The following is a 15,607-nucleotide window of genomic DNA, read 5'->3' on the forward strand; positions in this document are numbered from 1 at the left end:
CGCCTTGATCGCATGATTGAGCTTAGCAGCGGTTTGCTCGAAAAGAACGACCGCAAGTCGCTTCGAATCAATCAGTGGTGATGACCACCTTCACCATGGATATGACCATGGGCGACTTCTTCTTCGCTGGCGTCACGCACGTTGACGACCTTGACCTTGAAGTTCAGGCGCTGGCCGGCCAGCGGGTGGTTGCCGTCGACAGTGACGTCGTCGCCATCGATGTCGCGGATGGTGACGATCTGCATGCTGCCGTCCGGGCCGGAGGCGTGGAACTGCATGCCGACTTCAAGGGTGTCGACGCCTTCGAACATGGCGCGGCTCAGGGTGGCGACCAGTTCGGCGCTGTATTCGCCGTAGGCTTCTTCCGGCTCGACGGAAACGTCCAGCTCATCACCGGCTTGCTTGCCGACCAAAGCCTTCTCGAGACCGGCGATGATGTTGCCGGCACCATGCAGATATACCAGCGGCGCGCCGCCAGCGGAGCTGTCGATCACCTCACCGGCATCGTTGGTCAGGGTATAGTCGATGGAGACGGCCTTGTTGGCGGCGATCAGCATGGGGAGACCTTTTGCGAAAGAGAAATGAACGAGCAAGTTTAACCAAGGCTGGCCACGATTGCGACCCGACCCCAGACAAACGGGCTGCATGCATCGTTGATTTTCGTCAGGACGAAGACGGTCATTGGGTGGCAGTCTTGTCTTGCGGTCATAGCCAGCATCTGCGGCATCAACCTCCCTGGCAGAATCGCGCCTGGGTGCTCGATGCCCGGCAGCGCCAGGCCAGAATCGGCAGCCACTTCGCCTGTGGCTGGTGCAATAAGGGCGATGACCGCCCGACCGAAGACAACAAGGAAGCCTAAATGCCGGCACGCAATATCCTGGTAATCAACTGCGGCAGTTCCTCGATCAAGTTCGCGCTGGTCAACGAAGCGCAAGACACCTTCCTCCTCAGTGGCCTGGCCGAGCGCCTCGGCAGCCCTGAGGCCGTGCTGCACTGGCAGCAGGAAGCGACGCGCGACAGCCTGGTGCTACCCGGCGCCGATCACCGCCTGGCCCTGTCGCACCTGCTGCCCATCGTGCAGGGAGCGGCAGCGGGAGAACTGCATGGCATCGGCCATCGCGTGGTGCATGGCGGCGAATATTTTTCCGGTGCCTGCCGCCTGGACGCCGCCAGCCTGCAGCTCATCCGCCAGATCGCCCCCCTGGCGCCGCTGCACAACCCGGCCAATCTGCAAGGCATCGAAGCCGCGATGAAGCTGTTCCCGGAACTGGTGCATGTCGCCGTATTCGACACCGCCTTTCATCAGACCCTGCCCGAGCACGCCTACCGCTACGCCGTGCCGCAGGCGCTGTACGCCGAGCACGGCGTACGCCGCTATGGTTTCCATGGCACCAGCCATCGCTACGTCAGCCAGCAAGCCGCACAGCTGAGCGGCCTGGCGTATGACACCAGCAGCTGGCTGGTGGCGCACCTGGGTAACGGCAGCTCGACCTGCGCGGTAGAGAACGGCCACAGCCGCGATACCAGCATGGGGCTGACCCCCTTGGAAGGCCTGGTGATGGGCACGCGCAGCGGTGATGTCGACCCCAACCTGCACAGCCACCTGGCCCGCACCCTGGGCTGGAGCCTGGAGCGCATCGACGCTCTGCTCAACAAGGAGAGCGGCCTGCTCGGCCTCTCCGGGCTGTCCAACGACATGCGCACGCTGGAGCAGGCGCGCGAACAGGGCCATGCCGGCGCAACCCTGGCTATCGAGGTGTTCTGCTACCGCCTGGCCAAGTCGCTGGCGGCGATGAGCTGCGCGCTGCAGCGGCTCGATGGCCTGATCTTCACCGGCGGCATTGGCGAGAACTCGCCGCTGGTTCGCAGCAAGACCCTCGCCCACCTCGCCCTGCTCGGCCTGAAACTCGATGCCGAGGCCAATGCACGCTGCGTTCGCGGCGTCGCTGGCGCCATCCACAGCGACGGCTCCCCGCGCGTGCTGGTGGTACCGACCAACGAAGAGCGGCAGATCGCTCTCGACACCCTTGCCCTGCTCGACTGAGGTTTTTCATGCATACCTTCTTCATCGCCCCCACCGGCTTCGGTGTCGGCCTTACCTCCATCAGCCTGGGTCTGGTCGGCGCCCTGGAGCGCAGCGGCCTCAAGGTCGGCTTCTTCAAACCCATCGCCCAACCGCATATCGGTGACCACGGCCCGGAGCGCTCCAGCGAACTGATCGCCCGCACCCACGGCCTGCATTCACCCAAGCCGCTATCGCTCAGCCACGTCGAACGCATGCTCGGCGATGGCCACCTGGATGAGCTGCTGGAAGAAATCATCAGCCTCTATCAGCAGGCGGCCGCCGGCAAGGACGTGGTCATCGTCGAAGGCATGGTGCCGACGCGCCAGGCCAGCTACGCCGCGCGGGTCAACTCGCACCTGGCCAAGAGCCTGGATGCCGACGTGATTCTGGTCAGCGCGCCGGAAGACGAGAGCCTCAACGAGCTGTGCGACCGCATCGAGATTCAGGCCCAGCAGTTCGGCGGGCCGAAAGATGCCAAGGTGCTCGGCGTGATCCTCAACAAGGTGCGCAGTGAGGATGGCCTCGCCGCCTTCACCACGCGCCTGGGTGAAATCTCGCCCCTGCTCAAGAGCGATGACTTTCGCCTGCTCGGCTGCATTCCGTGGCTCGACGAACTGAACGCGCCACGCACCAAGGACATTGCCGAACTGCTCGGTGCGCGCATCCTCAACGCCGGTGACTACGAGCAACGGCGCATGAACAAGATCGTGCTGTGTGCCCGCGCCGTGGCCAACAGCGTGCAACTGCTCAAACCCGGCACCCTGGTGGTCACTCCGGGCGATCGCGATGACATCATCCTCTCCGCCTGCCTGGCGGCGATGAACGGCGTACCCCTGGCCGGCCTGCTGCTGTGCAGCGATTTCGCCCCGGACCCGCGCATCCTCGAGCTGTGCCAGGGCGCCCTGGCCAGCGGCCTGCCGGTGATGACCGTGAGCACCGGCTCCTACGACACCGCCACCCACCTCAACCGCCTGAACAAGGAAATCCCGCTAGATGACCGCGAACGTGCGCAGAAGGTCTCCGATTTCGTCGCCGGGCATATCGATCACGACTGGCTGAGCGCCCGCTGCGGCACGCCACGTGAGCTGCGCCTGTCGCCCCCCGCCTTCCGCTATCAACTGGTACAACGGGCCAAGGCCGCCGCCAAGCGCATCGTCCTGCCGGAAGGTGCCGAGCCGCGTACTGTACAGGCCGCGGCCATCTGCCAGGCTCGTGGTATCGCCCGCTGCGTCTTGCTGGCCAAGCCGGAAGACGTTCACGCCGTCGCCCGCGCCCAAGGCATCGAACTGCCGCAAGGGCTGGAAATTCTCGACCCGGATCTGATTCGCGGTCGCTATATCGAGCCGATGGTCGAGCTGCGCAAGGGCAAGGGGCTGAACGCACCGATGGCCGAAGCGCAACTGGAAGACAGCGTGGTGCTGGGCACCATGATGCTGGCGCTGGATGAGGTCGACGGCCTGGTGTCCGGCGCCATCCACACCACCGCCAACACCATCCGCCCGGCGTTGCAGCTAATCAAGACCGCCCCCGGCTACAACCTGGTGTCGTCGGTGTTCTTCATGCTGCTGCCGGATCAGGTACTGGTCTACGGCGACTGCGCGGTGAACCCGGATCCCAATGCCGAGCAACTGGCAGAGATCGCCCTGCAAAGCGCGGCCTCCGCCCAGGCTTTCGGTATCGACCCGCGCGTGGCCATGCTCAGCTATTCCACCGGTGACTCCGGCAGCGGCGAGGAAGTGGAAAAGGTGCGCACCGCTACTCGCCTGGCCCGTGAAAAACGCCCGGAACTGCCGCTCGACGGCCCGCTGCAGTACGACGCCGCCGCCATCGAAAGCGTGGGCAAGCAGAAGGCGCCGAACAGCCCGGTGGCCGGGCGCGCCACGGTGTTCGTGTTCCCCGACCTGAATACCGGCAACACCACCTACAAGGCGGTGCAGCGCAGCGCCGACTGCATCAGCGTCGGCCCGATGCTGCAGGGCCTGCGCAAGCCGGTTAACGACCTGTCGCGCGGTGCGCTGGTCGATGACATCGTCTATACCATTGCTCTGACGGCCATTCAGGCGGCCAACCTGGCGCACTGATGTGGCGCGCGCAGCCGCAGCGGGCCCTGCTCGCTGCGGCGCGAACCGCACCTCGAAACCAATTGGTCAAGGCTGGCACTTGCAGGTCAGTGCACAACCGTTAACCTTGGCGCCCGAAACGGTTTGCAGCAGGGACTGCCGCTGCCCCTTACATCGCCATGGGCCTCGAAGAATGCCCAGGCGTGTCATCCCTTGGAGACGTTCGTCCGATGCTGCACTTCCTGCCTGCCCCATTGCGCGGCCTGCTCGCCGGCCTGATGCTGGCTCTCAACACGCTGTTCTGGTGCTGGCCGCTGTTCATCATCGCCCTGCTCAAACTGTTGCTGCCATTCGCGCCGATTCAACGCGCACTGCGCTTCGTCATGCATGGCGTCGCCGAAAGCTGGATCGGCATCAACAAGTTCTGGATGCGCCTGGTCGGCCGGATCGAATGGGATGTGCAGGGCCTCGAGCGCTTCGATACGCGCCATTCCTACCTGGTGACCAGCAACCACCAGAGCTGGGTGGACATTCTCGTGCTGCAATACCTGCTCAACCGGCGCATGCCGCTGCTGAAATTCTTCCTCAAGCAGGAGCTGATCTGGGTACCGGTGATCGGTCTGTGCTGGTGGGCGCTGGAGTTCCCGTTCATGAAGCGCTTCAGCAAGGAATACCTGGCCAAGTACCCGGAAAAGCGCGGCCAGGATCTGGCCACCACGCGCAAGGCCTGTGCCCGCTACAAAACCAACCCGGTGGCGGTATTCAACTTCCTCGAAGGCACACGCCTGACGCCAGCCAAGCATGCGCAGCAGCAGTCGCCGTTCAGGTACCTGCTCAAACCCAAGGCCGGCGGCATCGCCTTCGTCCTCGATGCCATGGGCGAGCAGTTGCACAGCATCGTCAATGTCACCATCCACTACCCGCATGGCGTACCCGGTTTCTGGGATCTGCTCTGCGGTCGCCTGGATGCCGTGCGGGTGCGCTTCAAGCAGGTGGACATCCCGCGCGAGTTCATTGGCCGCAACTACGATCAGGACGACGCGTACCGGCAGGCGTTCCAGAGCTGGGTCAACCAGCTCTGGCAGGAAAAGGACGCCGAACTGGACGCCCTGCACCGCGCAGCCTGACCCGCGCCGGCATCACTGCGGCTTGCTCGGCCGCGGCAGCGGCAGGCCGTTCCAGTCCAACAGGGCCGGCACTTGCAGGGCTTCGCTCGGAGGGATGCCTGGCGCGACCAGAAAGCCCTGCATCACGGTGCATTGATGCTGCGTCAGCCACTCGCGCTGCGCCTGGGTTTCTACCCCCTCGGCGATGATCTCCAGCCCCAGGTGGCGGCCAAGGTCGATGATGGTACTGACCACGGCCGCATCACGCGGGGATTCGAGCATGTTGGCGATGAACAGCCGGTCGATCTTCAGGGTATCCAGCTCGAAGTGCCGCAAGTAGGCCAGCGACGAGTAGCCGGTGCCAAAATCATCGATGGCAATCTTCACCCCGAGCTCGCGCAGGTGGCGTAGCTGTGACTGCGTCAGTTGCAGATCCTGCATCAACGCGCTCTCGGTGACTTCGACCTCCAACTGGCTCGGTTTCAGGCCGAAACGTTCCAGCGCGCGCTGCAACTCCGACACCAGCTGCGGCATGCCAAACTGCACCGGGCTGACGTTCAGGCTCAGCACCAGATCCTCGCCGAAATGCCCACGAAAATCCGCCAGTTGTCCCGCGCCCTCACGGAAGATCCACTCGCCGAGGCGATTGATCAGCCGCGTCTCCTCGAGCAGTGGAATGAACACGTTCGGCGCCACCGTACCCGCCACCCGATGCTGCCAGCGCAGCAGCGCCTCGAAGCCACGCAGGCGACCGCTGTCGAGGTATACCTGAGGCTGATAGACCAGCACGAAATCGTCGTTTTCGATGGCGTGGCGCAGGCTTTCCTCGAGCATCAGCCGCGACCGTGCGCGGCCGTTCATCTCGGGAGAAAAGAAGCGGTACTGCTGGCGCCCGGCCCGCTTGGCCTCGTACATGGCCATGTCTGACGAACGTAGCAAGCCCTCGACGCTCTGCCCGCACTCAGGAAAACAGGCGATGCCGACACTGGCGCCCAGCGTGAAGTCCACCCCGTCGAGGGTATGCCGCACGGACACCAGCTCGATCAGCTTCTCGGCGACCTTGGCCGCATCCTCCGGGTGCCCGAGGTTGTCGAGCAGCGCGGTGAATTCGTCGCCACCGATGCGGGCCAGGCTGTCATAGGGGCGCAGGCAGGCCTTCAGCTGTTCACCGACACGGCGCAGCAACTGATCGCCAACATCATGGCCGAGGGAATCGTTGATGCGCTTGAAACCGTCGAGATCCAGATACAGCACAGCCAGGCGCTGGCCACTGCGTTCGATTCGCGCCAGCGCCGACCCCAGGGCCTGGTGAAAACCACGGCGGTTGAGCAAACCGGTGAGCGAGTCGGTCACCGCCTGCGATTCGAGCTGAGCGTGCAGATTGCGCACCACCGACATATCCAGCGCGATCACCACCATGGCCTGCTGAGAACGCTGCAGTGGCGAACAGGACAGCGCTACTGGCAGGTAGCCGCCGCTGAACGTGCGCAGCATGGCTTCATGCACACGGTAGGTCGCCTCGCGTTTGAAATGCTGATAGAACTCGGACTCTCGCCAGCCGCCCTCGGTTGCCGGACTCTGCAGGAACGACAACAGCTGCGAGCCCTCCAGATCGGCGACTTCGCCATCGAGCATCTGCGCCATGGCCGGGTTGGCGAACTGGATGAAACCGTCGTCGCCGACCACCATGATGCCCTCGGCTGCATTGGCCAGTACCGAGGCATTGAAGGCACGGGCACGGTCGAGCTGCTGGGTGAGCATCTGCAATTCGCAGCGATTGCGCTCATGTTCGAGCAGGCTGTGGATCTTGTGCCGCAGCACGGTGGGGTCGAACGGCTTGAGCACGAAGTCCACGGCGCCGGTGCTGTAACCCCGCAGCACCGCGTCCTGAGTCTGGGCGATGGCCGAAACGAAGATGATCGGAATCAGCCGTGTACGCGGGTTGCCGCGCATCAGACGTGCCACTTCGAAGCCATCCATGCCCGGCATCTGCACATCCAGCAGCACCAGCCCCACTTCCTCCTCCAGCAGGCAGCGCAGCGCCTCCTCCCCGGAACTGGCGCAACGCAGCAGCCAGTCCCCCTCGTCCAGCAACGCCTGCATGGCTTCGAGGTTTTCGGCACGGTCATCCACCACCAGCAATACCTGCTTGGCGGGCACGGTGGCGGTCTTGCTCTGCTCCTGGGCCATCATCAGTCCTCTATCCTTCTGCCCTCGCACCGGTGACTCCTGTTCTCAGGTTAGATCATTGCGGCCTGGCGGTAGCGACGCCCCGCCCAACCAGCGCTCGAGCAGCGCCAGCAGTTCGTCACGCTTGACCGGCTTGGCCATGTAGTCGTCCGCCCCGGCGGTAATGCATTTTTCGCGATCGCCCTTCATGGCATGTGCCGTCAGGGCGATGATGGGGAGCGTGCAACCGTGCTCCTCCTTGAGCAGACGTGTGGCGGTGTAGCCGTCCATGTTGGGCATGGCCATGTCCATCAGGATCAGGTCGAATGGTTCGCGCTGATAACTGGCAATGGCCTCGAGACCGTCCTTGGCCGAGCAGACCTGCAGCCCGGCCTCGTCGAGCAGGGCGGTCAGCGCGTAGACATTGCGCACATCGTCGTCGACCAGCAGGATGCGCTGGCCCTGCAGCATGCTCTGCGCCGCGCGGGCACGCTCCGGTGCACGCACGTCGCCGAGAAAACCTTGCACGGCCTGACACAACGCCTGGGTATCCTCGCCATGCTTGCGTACCACCACCGCGCTGTAGCGACGCAGGCGTTGCAAGGCCTGCTGGGTTACATCCACGCCGGTGTTGATGACCACCCGCGCGCCTTGCAACGTGCGGATCTGGCTGAGCCGCTCGAGCAGGCCGAAGCCATCCTGTTCGGGGAGATCGAGGTCGATCACCAGCGCGCAGAAGCTGCCCTGTGCATAAGCCTCACAGGCCTCGTCGGCGCTGGCGCAAGCCGTGACCTCGAAGCCCAGCCGCGTCAGCTCATCGCGGTAATGCTCGCGCTCCACCTCGACGTCTTCGACCAGCAGCAGGCGCTGATCGGGGCGCTGCTCGTGCTGCAATTCGAGGAACACCTGCTCAAGCTCATCACGCCCGATAGGTTTGACCAGATAGCGCGTACCGTCATCGTTCCAGCCTGCCGGCTGTGGCACGCAGGAAATGATGTGCACCGGCGTGTGGCGATGGCTGGGCTGCGAGCGCAGGCGCCGGAACAGCTGCCAGCCGCTGATATCCGGCAACAGGATGTCGAGGATCACTGCAGTGAAGGTCTCCTGCTGCAGCAGGCTCAGGGCCTGCAGACCCGTGCGGCAGTGCACGCTGGAGAAGCCATGGCCGTGCGCCTCTTCGGCGATCACCGCAGCAAAGTTGGCATCGTCCTCGACGATCAACAGCGGCGGTCCTTCTCCCGCCCTGTGCGGCCCCTCGACAGGCGCCTCGAGCACGTTGGGCACGGTTCGTACAGGCAGGTGCACGGTGAATGTCGAGCCCTGCCCCGGCGCACTTTGCAGACGAATATCGCCATCGAGCGCCAGCACCAGCTGACGCGTGATGGCCAGGCCCAGGCCGGTGCCACCGAAACGCCGGCTGGTGGAACCGTCGATCTGCTGAAAAGCCTGGAACACCAGCTCATGCTGCGCCGGATCGATGCCGATACCGGTGTCGCGCACGCTGAAACACAGGAGTTCGCGTCCATCGTCGAGCTTGTCCTGACAGCTGACGGTAAGCGTCACTTCGCCGTGATCGGTGAACTTCAGCGCGTTGGACAGCAGGTTGCGCAAAATCTGGTGCAGGCGCACACGGTCGGTATGCACCATGCGGGGTACACCGGCGTCCAGTTGCATATGCAGGCGCAGCCCCTTGAGCTCGGCCATCGGTCGCAGGCTGGCATCGAGCTCGACCAGCACGTCCTGCATGCTGATCGGCTCCAGCTTGAGCTGCATGCGTCCGGACTCTACCTTGGCCAGATCGAGCACATCGTTGATCAACTGCAGCAGATCGGTGCCGGCTCGGTGCACGATGTCGGCGTGTTTGCTCTGTTTTTCCGTCAGGTTGCCGGCCAGGTTCTGGCGCAGTTGATCACTGAGGATGAGGATGCTATTGAGCGGCGTGCGCAGCTCGTGGGACATGTTGGCGAGAAATTCGGATTTGTAGCGGTTGGCCAACAGCAGTTGCTCAGCCTGTTCACGCAGCTTGTGCTCAGCCGCCTTGCGCTCGCTGATATCGATGATCACCGCCTGCACCAGGTTCTCGTCACCACTGCGAATCGGCGAGAGACCTACCTCCAGGGGGATCAGCCGCCCTTCACGGTGCTTCCCGAACAGCTCGCGGTTGCTGCCCATGCGGCGCTGCTCGGGCATGGCCTGATAACCCCGGCGCAGACCGACGTGAACACCGCGCTGAGCGTCGGGCAGTAGCATTTCCACCGGCTCGCCCAACAGCGCCTGACGCTCATAGCCGAAAAGCAGCTCGGTCTGACGATTGACCATGGCGATACGTCCCAGGCCGTCGACCAGCACGATGGCATTGGGCGAGGCCTCGACCACCAGGCGGAAGCGTTCCTCGGCCACCTTACGTGCGCGCAGATCGACCAGATTGAGCAGATAACCACTGCCCTCGTGCAGACTGTTGAGACTGATGCTGACCGGGACGGTGTCACCGCGCAGGGTGCGCACTACCCGCTCATCGGACTCGTCCAGGTGCTGCCGCAGATCGCTGGGCGACTCGATGCTGGGCAACACTCGCAACACCGTCTCGCCGATCAACGCATGCACCGTACAATCCAGCAGCTCCGCCGCGCTGCGGTTGGCGATCTCGATACGCCCCGCGTCGTTGCACAGCAGAGTCGCTACCGGCAGGCGTTCGATAAGCAGGCGAAAACGCTCCTCACGCTCCTGCAACGCCGCAGTCGCCAGCTCGGCGACATACTCCTTGCGATCACGCTGATACAGGTACCCGCCCACCAGCAAGGCAAAAAGCACAGTGGCTGCCAGACCGGCCCAAAGATTGAACGAGCCGCTGTCCTCGCTCAGCGCGCGCTCGTATTCCACCGTACCGGTCACGGCCAATAGCCAGGTACGGCCATAAAGCGACAGTTCCTGGTGGTTGACGAACAACGCAGGCTCGCCCCCACTGGGCCGCGTCATGCTGAGCAGAGGGCCGTCATCCTCGGACTTATCCTGCAGCACGATATCGAATCTGCGACTCTGCAGGCCGAGAATGCCCTCGATCAGGTCATGGCTGCGAAACGCCCCATGCACCATGCCGAGCAGGGCTTCACGACGCTGCTCGGCCGTATTCAGCGGCAGGCCGGTGCGGAACACCGGCAGGAACAGCAGCAGTCCATGCTGTGGGTTCACATCGGTTTCCTGACGCAATACCACAGGCCCGCTCAGGCTGGCCTCCCCGGTTTCGATGGCACGCTGGATCGCTTCTCGGCGCACGCGCTCACTGAGCATGTCGAAACCAAGCGCACGCCGGTTGCGCCAGTCGAGCGGGCTGACATAGTCGACGAACAGGTGCGGGGGCTGAGCGTTTTCCGGGAACAACTGAAAACCGCTGCGGTTTCGCTCCTGCGCTTCGCGGCGAAATGCCTCGACCTCACTGGCGCGAACGTATCGTGACCAGGCGACCGCCTGGATACCGGGGTAGCGATCCTGCAACTGCAGTTGATCGAGCGCCCGCTCCCACTCGCCGAGCGAAACCTGATCGCTGCCCACCATCAGCCCGGAGACTCCACGCAGCACCATCTCGTAGGTCTGCATCCGCGCCAGGATGCGCTGGCCGATATCCTTGGCTTCGAGCTGAAAGCGGTGCTGGCGATCCTCGCTCTGGCGTTCGTACGCCACCCGACTCTGCCACAGCAGCAAACCGCCCAGGGTCAGCGTCAGAGCAAGCGCTACCAGAATCGGCAGCCAGGGTTTGGGGGGCTGGACTGCTCTGTCGTCCATTCATAATCCCTCGGTCATCCAAAACCACCGCGCACCAATCGTGCACGAGCGTCACAGAACCACTTGCAAGCAGTCTAGACAGGTTTTCGACGACTGGCCTTTGGCCAGACGAGAGACCATAGGCGCTTGGAAAGCCCCTGCAGAGCAGGGGCTTCAGCCAGGGTCAGAGCGGGCGGAGGTTGATCTCGACGCGGCGGTTCTGCGCACGGCCGGCATCGGTGGCGTTGCTGGCGATGGGCTGGCTGGGGCCTGCGCCATAGGCGGAAATACGCTGGGCAGCGACGCCATTGCCGCTCAGGTAATCGGCGACGCTCTGCGCACGGCGCTGTGACAGGCTCTGGTTGAGCGCCTGCGAACCGGTGCTGTCGGTATGGCCGACGATATTCACACCGTTCTTGTCGAACTCCTTGAACACCAGCACCAGCGAGTTGAGCGTCGGGTAGAAGCTGCTGGAAATGTCCGCCGAATTGCTGGCGAAGGTGATATTGCCGGGCATGATCAGTTTCAGGTCATCGCCATTGCGCTGCACCTGCACACCAGTGCCCTGCAGGGTCTGGCGCAGCTTGGCTTCCTGGGTATCGACGTAGTAGCCGTAGCCGCCACCGGCCGCACCGCCGACGGCTGCGCCGATCAGGGCACCCTTGGCACGATCCTTCTTGCTCGATGTAGCGGCCCCGATCACGGCTCCTGTCGCTGCGCCGATACCGCCATAGATACCGGCTTTGCCAGCCTGACTTTCACCGGTGTAGGGGTTGGTGGTGCAGCCGGCCAGTACGGCCATGACTGCAGTTGCTGCAGCCAGATTACGCCAGATTTTCATGGGAGCGTCCTTAGAATACTTGGGATTTCAGGCAGTTAGCCAAGGACTTCGAGCCAGGACGGAAGCTCGAAGTTCCCTCATATTTTGCGGCGCTCCACAAAAGCTGGTTAGTAGCTGGCTGTCACTGAGCCCCAGGCAACGGACGCAGCGTGACCTCGACACGGCGGTTTTGCGCGCGGCCGTCAGCGGTGTCGTTACTCGCCACCGGCTGATCCGGCCCCATACCACGGGTGCTCAGGCGGCTCGGGTCGACCCCCTGCGCCAGCAGATAGTCGGCGACGCTCTGCGCGCGGCGCTGGGAGAGATCCATGTTGTGGCTGTGCGAGCCGGTGCTGTCGGTGTGCCCGACGATCTCGATGCTGTTCTGGTTGTACTGGCGGAAGGAGTTGGCCAGGTTGTTCAGCGGCTGGTAGAAGCTGCTGGCGATCTGCGCCGAGTCGGTGGCGAACGTGATATTGCCGGGCATGACCAACTGGATCACGTCGCCCTGGCGCTGCACCTCGACGCCGGTGCCCTGCATGCTGCGGCGCAGCTCTGCCTCCTGCTTGTCAGCGTAATAGCCATAACCCGCCGCCGCCGCGCCCGCCACGGCGGCACCGATCAATGCGCCCTTGCCACGGTTGTCGTGATTGATCAGGGCGCCGGCGGCGGCGCCAGCCAGTGCTCCCAAGCCGCCATAGGTGGCGGTGCGGTTGGAGGTCGGGCCACTCTGGTCGTACGGATTCTGCGAGGCGCAGCCGGAAATCAGCAGAGCGGAAGAGCACAGGGCAATCAGGGTCAGGCGGAACATGGAAGCATCTCCAGGAGCGGCGGGATGATGGCCTTTTGAACGCGAATCACGAATTTAGTGCCCTGTCAGGCCCGAATAAAAGGGTTCTCGCGCATCTCGTCACCTAGCCGCGTATCAGGCCCATGGCCGGTGACCACGGTGGCCTCCTCATCCAGGCGATAAAGGCGCTGCTTGATCGAACGCTCGATGGTCGCGTAATCCCCGCCCCACAGGTCGGTGCGGCCGATGCCGCGACGGAACAGGGTGTCACCGGCGATCAACAGCTTGGCATCGGCGAACCAGAAGCTCATCGAGCCCGGTGTATGGCCAGGGGTGTGCAAGGCCACGCCACAACCGCAGGCCAATTCCTCGTCATCGGCCAGCCAGCGATCCGGTGCAGGCACCGGCGTGTAGGGGACGCCGAACATCTGACACTGCATCTCCAGGTTGTCCCAGAGGAACTGATCGTCCTTGTGCAGGTGCAAAGTGGCCCCGGTCTTCTCCTTCATCTGTCCGGAAGCGAGAAAATGGTCGAGGTGCGCGTGGGTGTGAATGATGCTCACCACCTTCAGCCCATGGGCGTCGAGGCGCGCCATGATCAGATCGGAATTGCCGCCCGGATCAACCACGATGGCCTTCTTGGTCAGCGGGTCACCGATGATCGTGCAGTTGCATTGCAAGGGGCCGACGGGAAAGGTTTCACGAATCAGGGCGGGCACAGCGGTGTTCATCGGATGTCCTCGTGACGATAGTCACTCGGCAGTTTACCCGTCCATTTGCGGAACGCACGGCGGAAATTGGAGGGGTCGCTGTAGCCCAGCAGGTGGGCGATCTCGAACAACGGCAGGTGCGTGGTAGTCAGGTACTGCAGCGCCAGGCGACGGCGTACGTCGTCGAGCACCTGCTGGTAGCTGGTGCCCAGTTGTGACAGGTGCCGGCGCAGGCTGCGTGCACTGGTGTGCAACGCCTGCGCAGCGCCGTCGAGATCGGGAAAGTCGCCAGGTCGCGCCAACAATAGGCGGCGCACCCGTGTGAGCAGGGCGTCCTGGACGTCGAGGCTGGCCAGCAGGGCCTCGCACTGTTGCTCGCACATCTGCACCGTGGCCGGATTGGCCAATGCCATCGAGCGTTGCAGGTAATGGCTGGGCAGGCGCAGCCAGTGGCAGGCCTGCTCGAACTGCGCCGGCACACCGAATACCTCGCGGTAGCGCTCGGCATAAGGCGGTGCGGCATGGGCGAACCCCACAGCCAAGCCGTCGAGATCGTCGCCCAAGAGAAAGCGGGCAATGGTATGGATGCTGGTCAGCAGCCCCTCGGCAGCGAAGCGCGACTGTGCCCCCATCGGGAAGGACTCCACGGCTCGCAGCTCCGCATGGCCATCCTGCTCGATCATCTCCAGCTCGAACGCCAGCCCCAGTACGCGGTAATAGCGCAGGGCGAACTGCAATGCCGTTCCCAAATTGGCGCTGGAAAGCACGGCATAGCCGAGGATGCCATGGGTGGACACGTTCAAGCGTTGCCCCAGCACCAGGCCCAGCGCCGGATCGCCACAGCGATCCAGAGCGGCCTGACTCAACTGATGGAAGTCGACGAAGGACAAGCGTCCGGTCGGGCTGGCAAGCACTTCGGGCCTGACCCGAGCCGCCACGCACAGGGCGTCACGCGCGACGCCGTATTCCTCGGCCAGTTGCAAGAGCGCCTCGGCATAGGCGACCGGAACCAACTCTGCGCTGAAATCGAAGGCTTGCCTCATGAGGGAACCTGAGCAGTCTGGCCGGATATGACCGATACCGACCTTATTCCGCCCACTGCCCCACCACAAGCGCACCCTTACCCAACTTTTTACTGGCGAGATAAAGCGTGGCCGGATATGACCTGAACTCTGGCTGCTCCTAACCTGTGCGTCTGGTGATGCGGCCCGCATAGTGAGCGTGGATTACTCACCACCTGGGAGGCCCTATGGCCAGTACAACTCCGGCAGGACTGCAGATCCGCCCCCGGCACATGGATTTCGACCTGCCCAATCCACTGCCCCGTCACTGGCACAGCGGCGATGCCTTCAAGAGCCATCTGTTCGACGCCATGTCCGTGCTGTTTCCGGATGGCGAGCGCTTCTTCATCGACTCGGTCAGGCACTTCCGTGATCGCATCGAGGATGCTCAGCTCAGGGAGCAGATCCGCGGTTTCATCGGTCAGGAAGGTCATCACAGCCGCGAGCACCTGGAGTACAGCCAACGCCTGCGCGACCTCGGCTACGACATCGAGCGCATCGAAAAACGGGCGCGGGCGCGTATTCGTTACACCCAGAAGAAATTCTCGCCACAGCGCCAGCTCGCCGCGACCGCAGCCCTGGAGCACATCACCGCGATCATGGCCGACGGCCTGTTGCGCAACCCGCAGTACCTGGCTGGCGCCCAGCCTGAACTGGCGCGCCTGTGGCGCTGGCACGCGCTGGAAGAAACCGAGCACAAGGCCGTGGCGTTCGACGTCTACAACCAGGTATGCGGCAGCCGTCGGCTGTTGCGGCGGGCGATGGTCATGGGCACCTTCTTCTTCGTGCTCGACACCACGCGCGGCCTGGCGCACATGCTCAAGGTCGACGGCCTGCTGTGGAACTGGCGCGTCTGGCGTGACGGCCTGCGCTGGATGTGGGGCAAGGAGGGCGTGTTCCGCCCCCTGCTCGGCACCTACCGCGACTTCTTCAAGCCCGGCTTCCACCCCTGGCAGCACGACAACCTCGACCTGCTGCACGCCACTCGCGTGGAGTTCGATGAGGTCTCTCCCTCTCAGGCCAGCGCCGCCTGAAGCCGTAGCCCGGACGCTGTCCGGGCTAAGCCT

At 63.8% G+C, this 15,607-nt stretch carries 12 protein-coding genes; 5 read left to right on the forward strand and 7 right to left on the reverse strand.

Annotated elements, in window-relative coordinates:
• Positions 1 to 71 precede the first annotated feature (71 nt).
• The gene (locus VC352_RS18395) at positions 72 to 557 is read right to left on the reverse strand and encodes a peptidylprolyl isomerase (protein WP_322980963.1); all 486 of its coding nucleotides are present in this window, start codon (positions 555 to 557) and stop codon (positions 72 to 74) included.
• Between the two features lie 11 nt (positions 558 to 568).
• On the opposite strand from VC352_RS18395, the gene VC352_RS18400 reads away from it, so the two are divergent.
• From VC352_RS18400 to VC352_RS18415, 4 genes are all read left to right on the forward strand, one after another.
• Positions 569 to 859, forward strand: a complete 291-nt coding sequence (locus VC352_RS18400) for a DUF3565 domain-containing protein (protein WP_322980964.1) — start codon at positions 569 to 571, stop codon at positions 857 to 859.
• Entirely contained in the window at positions 860 to 2,044 is a 1,185-nt protein-coding gene (locus tag VC352_RS18405) for an acetate kinase (RefSeq protein ID WP_322980965.1), read from the forward strand. It begins immediately after the preceding gene.
• Between the two features lie 8 nt (positions 2,045 to 2,052).
• Complete coding sequence (gene pta, locus VC352_RS18410; protein WP_322980966.1) at positions 2,053 to 4,146, forward strand: phosphate acetyltransferase; 2,094 nt, start codon at positions 2,053 to 2,055, stop codon at positions 4,144 to 4,146.
• 209 nt (positions 4,147 to 4,355) lie between these two features.
• A complete protein-coding gene (locus VC352_RS18415) occupies positions 4,356 to 5,252 on the forward strand; it encodes an acyltransferase (protein WP_322980967.1) in 897 nt (298 codons plus the stop codon).
• 12 nt (positions 5,253 to 5,264) lie between these two features.
• Here VC352_RS18415 and VC352_RS18420 read toward each other — a convergent pair whose 3' ends face one another.
• The 6 genes from VC352_RS18420 to VC352_RS18445 all read right to left on the reverse strand — a co-directional run bounded on the left by VC352_RS18420 (position 5,265) and on the right by VC352_RS18445 (position 14,522).
• The gene (locus VC352_RS18420) at positions 5,265 to 7,421 is read right to left on the reverse strand and encodes a putative bifunctional diguanylate cyclase/phosphodiesterase (protein WP_322981014.1); all 2,157 of its coding nucleotides are present in this window, start codon (positions 7,419 to 7,421) and stop codon (positions 5,265 to 5,267) included.
• A gap of 45 nt (positions 7,422 to 7,466) precedes the next feature.
• Positions 7,467 to 11,180, reverse strand: coding sequence for a response regulator (locus VC352_RS18425; RefSeq protein ID WP_322980968.1), 3,714 nt, complete (start codon positions 11,178 to 11,180; stop codon positions 7,467 to 7,469).
• A 163-nt stretch (positions 11,181 to 11,343) separates the two neighbouring features.
• Positions 11,344 to 12,000 (reverse strand): OmpA family protein, encoded by a 657-nt coding sequence (locus tag VC352_RS18430; protein WP_322980969.1) that lies wholly within the window; start codon positions 11,998 to 12,000, stop codon positions 11,344 to 11,346.
• Between the two features lie 121 nt (positions 12,001 to 12,121).
• Complete coding sequence (locus VC352_RS18435; RefSeq protein WP_322980970.1) at positions 12,122 to 12,790, reverse strand: OmpA family protein; 669 nt, start codon at positions 12,788 to 12,790, stop codon at positions 12,122 to 12,124.
• Positions 12,791 to 12,855: 65 nt separating this feature from the next.
• On the reverse strand, positions 12,856 to 13,500 hold the full coding sequence (locus VC352_RS18440) for an MBL fold metallo-hydrolase (RefSeq protein ID WP_322980971.1): 645 nt from the start codon (positions 13,498 to 13,500) through the stop codon (positions 12,856 to 12,858).
• Positions 13,497 to 14,522 carry an AraC family transcriptional regulator gene (locus tag VC352_RS18445; RefSeq protein ID WP_322980972.1) on the reverse strand — a complete coding sequence of 342 codons (1,026 nt, stop codon included), beginning with the start codon at positions 14,520 to 14,522 and terminating at the stop codon, positions 13,497 to 13,499. Before VC352_RS18445 ends, VC352_RS18440 begins: the two co-directional genes overlap by 4 nt.
• Before the next feature lie 206 nt (positions 14,523 to 14,728).
• Between VC352_RS18445 and VC352_RS18450 the strand changes: the two genes are divergently transcribed.
• Positions 14,729 to 15,574: a metal-dependent hydrolase gene (locus VC352_RS18450; protein ID WP_322980973.1), complete on the forward strand. Its 846-nt coding sequence runs from the start codon at positions 14,729 to 14,731 to the stop codon at positions 15,572 to 15,574.
• Positions 15,575 to 15,607: the final 33 nt, after the last annotated feature.

The organism is Pseudomonas sp. C11 (assembly GCF_034683865.1).
Lineage (GTDB): Bacteria > Pseudomonadota > Gammaproteobacteria > Pseudomonadales > Pseudomonadaceae > Aquipseudomonas.

Excerpts from the sequence above, each read along its gene's own strand:
- VC352_RS18395 (WP_322980963.1), bottom strand. The coding sequence starts at position 557 with ATGCTGATCGCCGCCAACAAGGCCGTCTCCATCGACTATACCCTGACC.
- VC352_RS18405 (WP_322980965.1), top strand. The coding sequence starts at position 860 with ATGCCGGCACGCAATATCCTGGTAATCAACTGCGGCAGTTCCTCGATC.
- pta (WP_322980966.1), top strand. The coding sequence starts at position 2,053 with ATGCATACCTTCTTCATCGCCCCCACCGGCTTCGGTGTCGGCCTTACC.
- VC352_RS18415 (WP_322980967.1), top strand. The coding sequence starts at position 4,356 with ATGCTGCACTTCCTGCCTGCCCCATTGCGCGGCCTGCTCGCCGGCCTG.
- VC352_RS18420 (WP_322981014.1), bottom strand. The coding sequence starts at position 7,421 with ATGGCCCAGGAGCAGAGCAAGACCGCCACCGTGCCCGCCAAGCAGGTA.
- VC352_RS18425 (WP_322980968.1), bottom strand. The coding sequence starts at position 11,180 with ATGGACGACAGAGCAGTCCAGCCCCCCAAACCCTGGCTGCCGATTCTG.
- VC352_RS18430 (WP_322980969.1), bottom strand. The coding sequence starts at position 12,000 with ATGAAAATCTGGCGTAATCTGGCTGCAGCAACTGCAGTCATGGCCGTA.
- VC352_RS18435 (WP_322980970.1), bottom strand. The coding sequence starts at position 12,790 with ATGTTCCGCCTGACCCTGATTGCCCTGTGCTCTTCCGCTCTGCTGATT.
- VC352_RS18440 (WP_322980971.1), bottom strand. The coding sequence starts at position 13,500 with ATGAACACCGCTGTGCCCGCCCTGATTCGTGAAACCTTTCCCGTCGGC.
- VC352_RS18445 (WP_322980972.1), bottom strand. The coding sequence starts at position 14,522 with ATGAGGCAAGCCTTCGATTTCAGCGCAGAGTTGGTTCCGGTCGCCTAT.
- VC352_RS18450 (WP_322980973.1), top strand. The coding sequence starts at position 14,729 with ATGGCCAGTACAACTCCGGCAGGACTGCAGATCCGCCCCCGGCACATG.